Source organism: Phenylobacterium sp. (assembly GCF_036402295.1).
Classification (GTDB): Bacteria; Pseudomonadota; Alphaproteobacteria; order Caulobacterales; family Caulobacteraceae; genus Phenylobacterium.
The window spans coordinates 1-12,506 of the sequence record NZ_DASWTE010000337.1; the positions used below are offsets into that span (position 1 = coordinate 1).

Below are 12,506 nucleotides of genomic sequence, written 5' to 3' on the forward strand. Positions count from 1 at the left end.
GATCACGATCAGCATCCGTTCAGATGGCGCGCTCTATATCGGCGAAAACGCGATCCCGTTCGCCAACTTCGCACCGCGGCTAAAGGAAATGGCTTCCGACACCACCCGGCCGATCTACGTCCGCGCCGACGGCAAGGCCAGCTACGCCGTGGTGGCGCAGGTGATGGCCTCGCTCTCCACCTCAGGCTTCACCGCCATCAACCTGATCACCGACACCGGCGGGCCGTCATCCGGCGGTGACGGCGCCGGCGCGGCGCAGGAGGAGGCCGCCCCTTGACCGCGCAGGGGATCGGGAGCCGCGCCACACCCCGACGATTCGAGGTCTCGCCGGCGGCCCTCGGGTCGATCGGCCTGCACGTCGCCGTGGCCGCGGCCTTCATGATCAGCTGGGGCACCCGCGACCTGAAGGTGGGCTCGGTGGTGCCCGTGACCATCGTCTCGACCGCCCCTGACATGGACACCCGACCCGCCGTGCAGGGGCCCGAGACCCTGACCGCGGCGACCGAAGAGCCTGTGCCGGAGACGGCCCCCGAGCCCGCGCCGCCGCCCGAGCCGACCAAGTCCACGCCGACGCCTGCGAAGCCGACCCCGAAACCCGCGGAGAAGTCCTTCGACCTCGACGCGCTGGCCGCCAGCCTGACCAAACCGGCCCGCAACCAGCCCCAACGCCCGTCGGCCGCGCCGAAAGGCGCCACCCGCGCCGAGACCGCGCCCGTCGCACGGAACACCACCGGCTCGGGGCTCGCCGCTGGCGTCGCGCTACAGGGCCTGCAGGACGAGCTGATGCGCCGCTGGAACCCCAATTGCCTGGTCCAGGGCGGCGGCGACGTAATGGTCAAGACCACGTTCCGGCTGGGCGTCGGCGGCCAGCTGATCGGCGACGTCGCCACCCAGATCACCAGCGCGCGGACGCCCGTGGCCCAGGTGGCCGCCGAGCGCGCCGCCCGCGCCGTCTACGCCACGGCTCCCATCCGGGGCCTGCCCCCCGAGTTCTATCGCGACACGATTTCCGTGACCTTCGATGCGCGGGAGTTCTGCGCCAACCGATGAGACCCTCCATGCGGCTTCCCCAACTGCTGCTCGCCCCTCTGGCCGCGCTCGCGTGCCTCCTCGGCGCCATGGCCGCCGCGCCGGCGGCGCACGCCGAGATCCAGGTCAACGTGAACCGCGGCGACGTGCAGCCCCTGCCCATCGCGGTGCCCGGCTTCGCGGGCGGTCCGCAGGGCGCCGACATCGCCCAGGTGATCTCGGCGAACCTCCAGCGCTCGGGCCTGTTTCGCCCGCTGGACCCGGCGAGCTTCATTGAGAAGGACCTGAACGCCGCGGTGCAGCCGCGTTTCCCCGACTGGAAGACCATCAACGCCCAGGCGCTGGTGAACGGCCAGGTGACGGTCGAGGGCGGCCGCATCCGCGTGGACTTCCGCCTCTGGGACGTCTTCGCCGAGCAGCAGCTGCTCGGCCTGCAGTTCACCTCCAGCCCCGAGAACTGGCGGCGCGTGGCGCACAAGATCTCGGACGCCGTCTACGAGCGGCTGACCGGCGAAAAGGGCTATTTCGACACCCGCGTCGTGTTCGTCGCCGAGAGCGGCGCGCGCGGCAAGGTGACCAAGCGCCTGGCCATCATGGATCAGGACGGGGCCAACCCCAGCTACCTGACCGGCGGCGACTCGATCGTCATGACGCCGCGCTTCTCGCCCACCAGCCAGGAGATCACCTACATGGCGTTGCGTCCCGACAGCGCCACGGTCTACCTCTTCAACCTGCAGAACGGCCGGCGCGAGAGCCTGGGCACCTTCCAGGGCATGGTCTTCGCGCCGCGGTTTTCGCCCGACGGCGGCCGGGTGGTGTTCTCGGTCGAACGCGCCGGCAACAGCGACCTCTACGTCATGAACCTGTCCAGCCGCTCGTCCTCGCGCCTGACCTCGGACCCGAGCATCGACACCTCGGGCTCGTTCTCGCCCGACGGCACGCGCATCGCCTTCAACTCCGACCGCTCGGGCAGCCCGCAGATCTACGTCATGGGCGCAGACGGTTCGGGCCAGCGCCGCATCTCCGGCGGCGGCGGCCGCTACACCACGCCGGTCTGGAGCCCGACCGGCGAATTCATCGCCTTCACGAAGCAGGAGGGCAGCCAGTTCCACATCGGCGTGATGCGCCCCGATGGAACCGATGAACGTCTTTTGACCTCCAGCTATCTGGACGAAGGCCCGACCTGGGCGCCGAATGGTCGCGTTCTCATGTTCTCGCGTGAAACCCCAGGCGGTTCGCCCAAGTTATGGAGCGTGGATGTCACCGGGCGAATCCTTCAACCGATGCCTTACCCCGGCGCAGGGTCGGACCCGGCGTGGTCGCCTTTGCTTAACTAGTCTTGCGCCCCAATCCCGCCCGATAGATGGCGATATTGATTCGCAACCTCGACCCTAGGAGACGCAGATGTTTCGTAGCTTGAGCGGCCGCACGTGGGTTCGCCTCGCCCTGGTGAGCGTGGCGACCGTGTCGCTGGCAGCCTGCGCGAAGAAGGCGAAGCCGACCTATCCCGTGCAACAGCCTGCGGCCCCGACCGCTCCGCGCACCGAGCTGCCGCCCAGCGGCCCGGTGGGGACGCAGCCGACCGGCGCGATTCCGGGCTCGGCCCAGGACTTCATCGTGAACGTGGGCGACCGCGTCTACTTCGACCTCGACCAGCACGACATCCGCACCGACGCCCAGCCGATCCTCGACGCCCAGGCGGGCTGGCTGCGGCAATACCCCAACGTGCGCGTGCGCATCGAAGGCAATTGCGACGAACGCGGCACCCGCGAGTACAATCTGGCCCTCGGCGCCCGCCGGGCGAACTCGGTGCGCGACTACCTGGTGGGCCGCGGCGTCACCGCCGACCGGATCTCGACCATCTCGTTCGGCAAGGAACAGCCCATCGATCCGGGCAGCGGCGAGGACGCCTGGCAGAAGAACCGCAACGGGCACACCGCGATCGTCTCGGGCGCCCGCTAAGGACCCGCCGATGCGTGCGCGTCTCCCCGTGACCCTGCTGGCCCTGGCCGTCCTCGCGGCGGCCGGCCCGGTGGCCTCGCAAACACCCCTGCCCGCGCCGCCGCCCGCGGTCGACCCGCTCGACTCGCGCGACGCCAAGCGCGTGGACCGGATGGAGAAGGTGGTCCGCGAACTGCGGGCCATCGTTTTCCAGCTGCGGGATACGGGTAAGCCTGTCGTCGTCCAGCCGGCCGACACCGACGCGCGCATGGCCGAGATGGCCGAGAAGCTCTCCGACCTCGAGCAGACGCTGCGCTCGCTCAACAGCACGATCGACACGGCCACCCGCGACCTCGACGCCGCGCGGCGCGAGAACACCACGCTCAAGACCCAGCTCGAGGGCCTGAACCAGCGGCTGGCGACGATGGAACAGCGGCTCGCCTCCACCGCGGTGGCCGCCGCCGAGGCCGAGCCCACCGCCGCGCCCACGGCGCCGGCCGGCGATCCCACAAAGGATTTCGCCCAGGCCCGCCAGCTGATGCTGGCCGGCGACTATGACGCCGCCGAAACCGCCTTCGCCACCTTCGTCGAAGCCTATCCCGACGCACAGCGGACGCCCGAGGCGAACTACTGGCTGGGCAAGACGCTGTCGGTCCGCGGGGCGTACGCCAACGCTGCCCAGGCCTACATCGGCGCCATCCGCGGCTGGCCGCAGACCTCGTGGGCGCCCGACGCGGTGGTGGAGCTGTCGCGCTCGCTGATCGCGCTGAAGAAGCCCGCCGACGCCTGCAACGCCCTGGCCGAATTCTCGCGCCGCTATCCCAAGGCGCCGCCCACCGTCGCCAGCCGCGCCGCCGCCGCCCGCACCCAGGCCAAGTGCGCGGCCTAGAGGCCGCTGTCCGCGAGGCGCTCGACCGACGCCTTAGGCGCACCGGCCCGCCAGTGGCCGTCGGGCTCTCTGGCGGCGGCGACTCGCTCGCCCTCACCCTGATGGCCGACGCCTGGGCGCGAGACCGCGACCGCGAACTCGTGATCCTCACGGTCGACCACCGCCTGCAGCCCGACAGCGCCGGCTGGACGGCCGGCTGCGCCGAGGTCGCCGCGCGCCTGGGCCGCCGTTTCCTCGCCCTCGGCTGGGAAGGCGACAAGCCCACGACGGGCCTCCCCGCCGCCGCCCGCGCCGCCCGCCACCGCCTGCTGGCCGATGCCGCGCGACAGGCCGGGGCCCGCGTCTTGCTCATGGGCCACACGACCGACGATGTGGCCGAGGCGACGACCATGCGGCGCGCCGGCTCAACCACGCCTGACCCTCGCCAATGGGCTCCTTCGCCGGTCTGGCCCGAGGGCCGCGGGATCTTCGTTTTCCGGCCTTTGCTGGATGTCGGCCGCGCCGAGCTGCGTGGCTGGCTGGTCGACCGCGGCGAGACGTGGGTCGACGACCCGGCCAATGCGGACCTCCGTTTCGCCCGCAGTCGCGCCCGGCTGAGCGGCGTCGCCCCGGTCAGCCGTCAGGAGCCGGAGCCCCTCTGCCTCGCCGGACAGGTGCGTGAGTTCGCCGGCATGCTGGCGATCGATCGTCGACGGCTTCAGGCCGCGACCCCGGACGACGCGCGGCGCTTCGTGGCGCTGGCAGCCGTCTGCGCCGGCGGCGGCGACCGCCTGCCGGCCGGGGCCCGCGTCCAGCGCCTCTCCGCGGCGCTCCAGGGCGACGCGCCAGTGCTCGCCACCCTGGCCGGCGCGCGCGTGGAGGGCGATAGGGTCGAAGCGCGGTTCTTCCGCGAGGCGGGCGAGTTCGCGCGGGGCGGCCTTGGGCCTCTGCAGCCGCCTGGCGTTTGGGACGGGCGCTTCGAGTTCGAGAGCGGCGGCGAGGTGCGCCGCCTCGCCGGGCTGCTACGGCGGCTCCCCGACGATCAGCAAATGGCCTTGCGCGCCTGCGCCCCGGCCGCGCGTCCGGCGCTGCCCGCAGTCGTCGGGCCGGACGGCGGGGTCACATGCCCCGCGTTGATGGGGGTCGAAAGCCTGGTTGGTGAGCGCCTGCGCGCCGCCGCGGGCCTCGTTCAGCGGGAGCCGGCCTGAAGCACGTGGTCGACGCCGCGGACGATGGCGTCGGCGTATCGGGGGCCCAGCAGGTTGGCGTGCGTCGCGGCGGTGACGTGCTCGACGTAGCCGTGGTTCGAGCGCTTCGCCGGCGTCTCCTGCATCTGCTTGATCGGCCCGCGCGTCTGGTTCAGCCCCGCCGTCACCACCGCCACCGGCAGGTCATCGGGCAGCTCGATCGCGCCCGCCATCCGCGAGGTGTCGGGCCAGGCCATCACCTCGGCGGCCGCGCCATGCGCGTGCGGGGCCGAGGCGTGGATCCGCCGCTTCTCCTGGCCCGCCTCGCCGGTGAGACCGATCAGATTGCCGCTGACGAACGAGACCGGGACCATCATCCCCAACTTGGCGCCAACGCTCGCGAGCTGCAGCAGCCGGCCGAAACCCTTGATCGCCTGCGGCCCGCCCGGGAGGCCGAAGACGTCCGGCGTCACCGGGTCGACCAGCACCAGGCCCGCGACCGGCCGCGCGCGCTCCAGCGCATAGAGCCGCACCATCAGCCCGCCCATGGAGTGGCCGGCCAGCAGGATCGGTCCCGCCTCGCCCAGCTTGCCCAGCAGGGCCTCGAGGTCGTCGTTGATGGCGCGTCCGTCGCGCGGCGCGGGGCCGGGGTCTGAGTGGCCCAGACCGGCGCGGTCGTAGGCCAGGCTGCGCAGGCCCCTGGCCGACAGCTTCTCCTGCACGATCGCCCAGTCCGAGGCGCAGCCGAAGGCGCCGTGTTCGCAGACCACCAGCGGATGCGCGCTCGCGGCCGGGCCGCTCCGCACGACGCGGAGGTTGCGGCCGCCGATGTCGACCTGTTCGCCGCGGTAATTGAGTTTGCCCAAGCTACAGCGCCAGCTGCGCCCGGGGCCGGCCGTCGGGCCCGATGGAGAGCTCGCGCAGGCCGTCGATCTTTTCCTGCTTCGCCGCCTTGCGCGCCTGGCCCTGGAGGTTCGCCTCGGCTTCGGCGAGGTCCTGAGCGTCGGTGGTCTTGCGCTTGATCACCAGCAGCGGCGGATCGTTCTTAGCCTCCATCAGCGCCCGTTTGCTCTCGGGGATGAAGGACACATAGGCCATCCGCACGCGGCCGGAATAGCGCTTGGCCTTGTCCAGCGGCAGGTCGCCGGCCTCGGCGAAGGCCTTGCCTAAGAACATCGCGGGGTTCAGCGGCCGCTTCTGGGCGTCGCGGATCTCGAAGTGCAGGTGCGGGCCCGTCGACGTGCCCGTCGAGCCGATGCGCCCGATCGCGGTCCCGGCCTTCACCGCCACTCCCGGCTTCACGTCGGCGCCGATGGCGCCCAGGTGGGCGTAGTAGGTGGTCAGCCGCTCGGCGTGGCGCACGGCGACGAAGCGGCCGTAGCCGCCCTTGGTCCCGGCGTCGACGACCACGCCGTCGGCCACGGCGATCACGGGCAGGCCGCTGTCGGCGGAGATATCGACGCCCTCGTGCAGGCGTCCGCCGCCCTCCCAGGGCAGCTGGCGCAGGCCGAACGGCGAGACGATGGCGCGGCCCGGCACGGGCTCCTCGAAGGCGATCAGCACCTCTTCGGCCGGTGGGGCGGCGGGGGTGGCGACCGCCTTGGTCAGGCGCACGGTCTGCGACGTCGGCGTCGACGACGGGACGATCAGCGACGCATGGGCCACGGCGAACGCGCTGAGGCCCGCGGCGGCCACGATTCCGGCCTCCGCAAGCACGCGATTCCTCAGGATCGGTTTCCGTTCCTGCAAGCTCGAAGAACTCCCACCACGCGCGAGCAGCCGTGTCCGCATTGGGACCGGCGAGCAGACTGCAGGGCGTTCTAGGCAAAATCCGGGCCGCGAGCAAACCAGCTCCCCGTGAGGGCGAGCCCTAGAATTGGAAGCGGACGGTGGCGCGGACGTCGTACTCCTCGTAGTCGCCGTCCTTGGTCAGGCCCCCGTTCACCGCGTAGAGCACCCGACTGGCGCCGCCGCGGAAGCCGGCGCGCGCCACATACCCGCCCTTGAACACGTTCTCGGGATCCAGGGTGAACTCCTGGCCGCCCTCGAAGTGGGCCGTCGTACGGGCCGGTCCGCCGGCCAGCTTGGCGCGGTAGCCGGCCTTGACCTCGGGCGCCAGGTAGACCTCGTCACCGAACCGCCAGCCCACCGCCAGCAGCGCCTCGCCGGTGAGCATGTCGCCGGTGCGCTTGTCGACGATCAGGTTGAAGCCTGCCCCGCCGTCCTTCTCCTTGTAGCTGTCCTCGGCCAGCCGTAGGTAGCTGAAGGAGCCTTCCGGGCGCACGTAGAGCGAGCCCACGCGGACCTCGTACGAGGCGCCGGCATAGGCGTCGACCATCCACGCGTTCCACTTGGAGTTCGCCCGCAGGTTCAGGGTCTGCGACACCAGCCGGCGGTCGCCGTCGAAGAAGGCGTAACCCACGCCGCCGCGCGCCGCGACCTGCAGCGGACCCCCGTCGAAGCGCCAATAGAGGCCGGCGCCGAAGAGGTTCATCGAGATTTCTTCGCCGGCCGCCGCGCCGCGGTCCTTCACGTCGGTGGTGACGAAGCTGGCGTTCACGCCCAGGGCGTTGGCCTCGCCCTGCAGGTCGTAGCCGGCCGCAAAGCCGAAGCCCTGGCTTTTGAAGCCCATGGCGTCGCTGCGGTCCTGGCGAATGTTGAACACCACTTCCTGGGCCCAGACGCCCGTGCCCGATGTCGCGTCGATGGCCATCGGCTGGGCCACCGCCGAGGAGATGCCCGCCGAGATCGCCGCCGCCGACATCAGCACGCCACCCGAGTGGTCGGGCAGCACCTGGTCGTAGAGCGCGTCGAAGCCCGCCTGGGTCTTCTGGTCCAGGAAGGCCTGTTCGATCGCGTCGTCCTTGTCCAGCGAAGCGAAGACCGCGTCGAAGGCCTGGGCGCCGGAGCGATTGAGGCCGAGCTCGGTGGCGGTCTTGGGCCGCACGTCCACGAACACCGCGCCGGCCGCCTGGTCGGTCCGCAAGCTGGCTTGGTAGAGCCACGGCGCGCCGGCCAGGGTCGCCCCGGCCTGGCCCACCGTCAGGCTCTGGGCCTGGACGATCTGGAACGACTTCGAGCCGCGCGAGATGCCGGTGAGCGTCACGTCCACCTGGGCGCCCGTGACGATGGTGGCGGCCCCGGCCACGTCGAAGCGGGCCGCCGTCAGGGTAGGGTCGATGTTGACCGCCAGCACGCCCTTGGCCCCGAGGGTCAGCGCCGTCAGGTTCACCGTCTCTGTGTTGCCGACCGTGAGGCGGCCGTCCTGCACGTCGATCGCCAGCCGACCGTCGGTGTCGACGATGCGGCCGGTGGCCGTGGCGCCGCCCGCGATCACCAGGGCGTCGGCGCCGGCTCCGAAGCTCATGGTCCCCGTCAGCGAGCCGGCCCGCAGCTCGAGCCGGTCGGCGCCGCTGCCGAACAGCACGTCCCCGCCGATCGCCGGGACGTCGGCCGTGGAGAAGCTGAGCTGGCGGATCGTGGCGCCCGTCGTGTTGGCCGACAGGTCGAGGGCGACGGTCTTGCCCGTCTGGGTCACCCCGGTGGGCGTGGTGATCACCGATCGGATCACGCCGGCGTTCTCGACCAGCGTCAGGCTGCCCGAGAGATCGACGACGGCGCGCGCGTCGTGCAGGCCGCCGGTCTGCTCGGCGCCGATCGCGCCGTTGTTCAGCAGGTAGGGCACGCTCGCGCCCGCGCCCACCAGGATCGAGGTCGACTGGGCCGAAAAGGCGCGCGCCACGATGGTGCTGCCGCTCCAGTTGCGCAGGCCGCCCTGGACGGTGACGCCGGACCCGAAGCGCAGGGCGTTGCCGGCGATCCCGTCGTTGACGCCGCTGGCGCTGATGTTACCGCGGTTGACGAAGCCGAAGCCGTATTCGCCGGTCCCGACGGCGCCCAGGGTGATGGGCGCAGCCCCGCCCACGTCGATCGCCGGCGCCGCGCCGAACGCCGAGATCGTCGCGGTCGACTCGGCGGTGTCGACGACGCCGTCGTCGTCCTCGTCCGTGTCGGTGGTGCTGTTGTCGACGGGCGGGCGATCCAGCAGCACGCCGCGGGCGATGCTGCCGATGATCCGCACCGCCGAGCCGCCCTGCTTCAGGTCTTCGGCGTCCAGCTTGGCGCGGACGGTGTCCGAGAGCCTGTCGGTCGATCGGTAGCCCGTGGCGGTGATCGCGTTCTGCAGCAGGAGGCCGCCGTCGATCTGGCCCACCTGCACGCCTGTACTGCCCTCGCCCTGGACGCCGACCGACCCGCGAATCTGCACGTCGCCCGAGGCCTGGTCGACCCGCACGCCTACGCCGCGGTCGCCCACCACGCTGATCGAGCCCGAGTGCGTGAGGCTGCCGTTCAGCCGCGTCTCGATCGAGATGCCACGCGAGTCGTTGCCTTCGATCTGGATCGCGCCCGCGTTGACGATATTGCCGAACGTCGTGGCGCCGCCCAGCGCGCGGATGCCGAAGCGGGCCGACCCCTGGGCGAACGCGCCGTCCAGGTCGCCGTCGCTGTCGCTGTCGGTGGGCGTGAAGTCCTCGAGGAGCGCGATCGTGCCGTTGTTGGTCAGGGCCATGGCGAAGCCCGGGTCAATCTGGATCCCGGTCGCGCCGCTGACGCCCGTGAAGGTGATCGAGCCGTTGTTGATCACCGCGTTCGAGCTGTCGATGGTGACCGCCGCGCCGGCCGCCGTCGGGGCGATCGAGCCGGCCGCTTCGATGGTGATGTGGTCCGGCTGGCCGCTGGCGACCGTCGACGTCCGCACCGGCGCCGTCGTGGCGGTGGAGATCTTGGTTTCGGCGTGCGCGGCGGTCGCGGCGAGGAGCGGCAGGACGGCCGCGGAGACGAAGAGGCGCTTCATTGCTTTCCTGGAACGGGTCGGCGTGGTAGGCACCAGACGAGCGGCTACACGTCGCGTAGTTATTTGTTGCGTAAAAACTGTACTATCTGGCTTGGCCGGTCCCCGCAAGGCGGAACTGCAAGCCTGGAGCTCCGGATGCCGAGACCCGCGACCGATCCCGCCAAAGCCGCCCAGATCAAGGTCCTGCGCCAGCAGGCCGGCCGCTGGCTCAAGACCGCGCGGGAGCAAGCGGGGCTGACCCAGGCGGAGCTCGCCGAGAAGGTGGGCCTGCGCTACTACACCTTCGTCTCCCAGGTGGAGAGCGGGTTGGGCCGCCTTCCGATCGAGACGCAGGGCGCCTGGGCCGAGGCGCTGGGTCTGGAGCCCGGCGAATTCGCCAAGGTCCTGCTGCGCTACTACGAACCGGAACTATACAGGCTGCTGTTCGGCGCCGAGGCCGCCCGGCAGGGCCGGGCTGCGGGCTAGGCTCCAGGAGATGCGTCGCTAGACGATGGGTCAGGTCGTTCCCTTCATCGCTCGCGTGCGCGACAGCGGCGACTGGTCCGCGACCGAGCGCGCGCGCCTGGAGGAGCTGGCCGACCGGCTGGCCTCGGGCGGCGTCCATGTCGAGGTGATCTTCGGCGCGACCGACGAGGGCGACCCCTGGTGCGTGGTCACCGACGCCGACGGCGACGTCCTGATCCACGTGGCGCGCATCGACGGAAAGTTCGTCGTCCACTCCGCCATCGACGACGCCGTGAACGAGAGCGTCGACCTGCACACCGCGCTCCGCGAGCGCCTGGCCGCGACCGAGGAGATGATGGCGCCCACATCGGCGGTCGTCCTGCCCTTCACCGCCCGCCAGGGTCAGACCTTCCTGGCGCTGCTGGCCGCGACAGCCTTCTTCTACGAGACCTCCGCCATCGGCGACACGGCCGAGGCCAGCGAGCCCGTCCAGGCCTCGCCGCCCGCCGAGCCGCCGCCCCCGCCGCCGGAGGCCGAGACGCCCACCCAGGAGCGCGAGAACGCCCAGGGCGTGGCGCTGCAACCGTCTGATCCGGGGCCCACGCCGATGCTGGTCGCCGCGCAGCCCGCCGTGGCCGCTCCGGCTGCGCCGGCGGTCGCTTCCCCGCCGCCCGTCGTCGAGACCCCACACGCGGCCCCAGCCGAGACGCTGGACCTGTCCGTGGGCCCTTCGGCCCCGACCGCGCCCGCCACGGTGATCCAGGGCACGGCCGGCGACGACCTCCTGGCCGGCACGGCCGAGGACGAGCACATCATCGGCGGCGACGGCGACGACACCCTGCAGGGCGGCGGCGGCCGCGACCTGCTGGAGGGTGGCGCCGGCAATGACGTCCTCGAGGTCACCGGCGAGGTCACCGCCATCGGCGGGGCCGGTGCGGACACCTTCGTGATCCACGCGCCCGTCCACGCCGGACGCCCGGAGACCCTGCTGGGCGTGATCTTCGACTACAGCGGCCTCGAAGGCGATCGGGTTCTGGGATTCGGTGGTGGTGCGATCCACTTCCTGCCCCGCCCGCGACCCGACGCCGACAAGCAGGCTCCGCCCACCGGCGACGGCCAGACGCCGCCCAAGCCGGACCCCGAGCCCGACCTCATCCCGCCGAGCGACGGCGACTTCGGCACGACCCTCGTAGGCCCGCGTCCGCCGCTCACCCGCGTGGACGTCGACCTGAACGGCGACGGCGTGGCCGACGGCTACCTGCTGATCGGGACACGCAGCGCGCCGGCCGAGCCGCCGCCGATCAACGCGACCGTCGGCGCGGGCCTGGGCGTGGATCCGTTGGGCTAGGGCTCAAAGCCCCTTCACGATCCCTTCGACCATCTTCTTGGCGTCGGCGAACAGCATCATTGTGTTGTCGCGGAAGAAGAGCTCGTTCTCAACGCCGGCGTAGCCCGCCGCCATGCCGCGCTTCACGAACAGCACGGTGCGGGCCTTTTCCACGTCCAGGATCGGCATGCCGTAGATGGCGCTGGTGGTGTCGGTCTTGGCGGCCGGGTTGGTCACGTCGTTGGCGCCGATCACGAAGGCCACGTCGGCGGTCGCGAACTCGGCGTTGATGTCCTCCAACTCGAACACCTCGTCGTAGGGGACGTTGGCTTCGGCCAGCAGCACGTTCATGTGCCCCGGCATCCGGCCGGCCACGGGGTGGATGGCGTACTTCACCTCCACGCCCTCTTCCTTGAGCAGGTCGGCCATCTCGCGCAGGGCGTGCTGGGCCTGGGCCACGGCCATTCCGTAACCGGGGACGATGATCACCTTGGAGGCGTTCTTCATGATGAAGGCGGCGTCTTCCGCCGAGCCCTGCTTCACCGGCCGGCTCTCGATCTGGCCGCCGGCCGCGGCGGCGCTGTCGTCCGCCCCGAACCCGCCCAGGATCACGGAGATGAAGCTGCGGTTCATCGCCTTGCACATGATGTAGCTGAGGATCGCGCCCGACGAGCCCACCAGCGCCCCGGTGATGATTAGGGTGATGTTCTCGAGCGTGAAGCCCAGCGCCGCCGCCGCCCAGCCCGAATAGCTGTTCAGCATCGACACCACGACCGGCATGTCGGCGCCGCCGATTGCCATCACCAGGTGGATGCCGAGCAGGAACGCGATCGCGGTGCACGCGTACAACGGCCA

12 protein-coding genes are annotated in these 12,506 nt (G+C 71.4%); 8 read left to right on the forward strand and 4 right to left on the reverse strand.

Translation table 11 applies throughout. The features are described from left to right. The 6 genes from VGD44_RS19920 to tilS form a co-directional block, all read left to right on the forward strand. The coding region (locus VGD44_RS19920; RefSeq protein ID WP_331090124.1) for a biopolymer transporter ExbD at positions 1-277 on the forward strand (277 nt) is incomplete at its 5' end. After that, positions 274-1,050, forward strand: coding sequence for an energy transducer TonB (locus VGD44_RS19925; RefSeq protein ID WP_331090125.1), 777 nt, complete (start codon positions 274-276; stop codon positions 1,048-1,050). The genes VGD44_RS19920 and VGD44_RS19925, both read left to right, overlap by 4 nt. 8 nt (positions 1,051-1,058) lie before the next feature. Continuing rightward, on the forward strand, positions 1,059-2,366 hold the full coding sequence (gene tolB, locus VGD44_RS19930; protein WP_331090126.1) for a Tol-Pal system beta propeller repeat protein TolB: 1,308 nt from the start codon (positions 1,059-1,061) through the stop codon (positions 2,364-2,366). Between the two features lie 67 nt (positions 2,367-2,433). Next, positions 2,434-2,991 carry a peptidoglycan-associated lipoprotein Pal gene (pal, locus tag VGD44_RS19935; RefSeq protein ID WP_331090127.1) on the forward strand — a complete coding sequence of 186 codons (558 nt, stop codon included), beginning with the start codon at positions 2,434-2,436 and terminating at the stop codon, positions 2,989-2,991. A gap of 10 nt (positions 2,992-3,001) precedes the next feature. Further along, positions 3,002-3,859 carry a tol-pal system protein YbgF gene (gene ybgF / locus VGD44_RS19940; protein WP_331090128.1) on the forward strand — a complete coding sequence of 286 codons (858 nt, stop codon included), beginning with the start codon at positions 3,002-3,004 and terminating at the stop codon, positions 3,857-3,859. Next, positions 3,847-5,046 carry a tRNA lysidine(34) synthetase TilS gene (gene tilS / locus VGD44_RS19945; protein ID WP_331090129.1) on the forward strand — a complete coding sequence of 400 codons (1,200 nt, stop codon included), beginning with the start codon at positions 3,847-3,849 and terminating at the stop codon, positions 5,044-5,046. Before ybgF ends, tilS begins: the two co-directional genes overlap by 13 nt. Here the strand turns inward: tilS and VGD44_RS19950 are convergent. From VGD44_RS19950 to VGD44_RS19960, 3 genes are all read right to left on the reverse strand, one after another. After that, entirely contained in the window at positions 5,028-5,891 is an 864-nt protein-coding gene (locus VGD44_RS19950) for an alpha/beta hydrolase (RefSeq protein ID WP_331090130.1), read from the reverse strand. The two genes, tilS and VGD44_RS19950, sit on opposite strands and share 19 nt — an antisense overlap. Position 5,892: 1 nt before the next feature. Beyond that, positions 5,893-6,720 (reverse strand): M23 family metallopeptidase, encoded by an 828-nt coding sequence (locus VGD44_RS19955; RefSeq protein ID WP_331090131.1) that lies wholly within the window; start codon positions 6,718-6,720, stop codon positions 5,893-5,895. A gap of 175 nt (positions 6,721-6,895) precedes the next feature. Beyond that, a complete protein-coding gene (locus VGD44_RS19960) occupies positions 6,896-9,880 on the reverse strand; it encodes an autotransporter outer membrane beta-barrel domain-containing protein (protein ID WP_331090132.1) in 2,985 nt (994 codons plus the stop codon). Positions 9,881-10,015: 135 nt separating this feature from the next. Here VGD44_RS19960 and VGD44_RS19965 point away from each other — a divergent pair, with 135 nt between their 5' ends. Together VGD44_RS19965 and VGD44_RS19970 are read left to right on the forward strand one after the other, a co-directional pair. Then, entirely contained in the window at positions 10,016-10,345 is a 330-nt protein-coding gene (locus VGD44_RS19965; RefSeq protein ID WP_331090133.1) for a helix-turn-helix transcriptional regulator, read from the forward strand. A gap of 25 nt (positions 10,346-10,370) precedes the next feature. Further along, positions 10,371-11,672, forward strand: coding sequence for a calcium-binding protein (locus VGD44_RS19970; protein WP_331090134.1), 1,302 nt, complete (start codon positions 10,371-10,373; stop codon positions 11,670-11,672). Positions 11,673-11,675: 3 nt separating this feature from the next. Here VGD44_RS19970 and VGD44_RS19975 read toward each other — a convergent pair. Next, on the reverse strand, positions 11,676-12,506 hold an 831-nt coding region (locus tag VGD44_RS19975; protein WP_331090135.1), incomplete at its 5' end, for an NAD(P)(+) transhydrogenase (Re/Si-specific) subunit beta.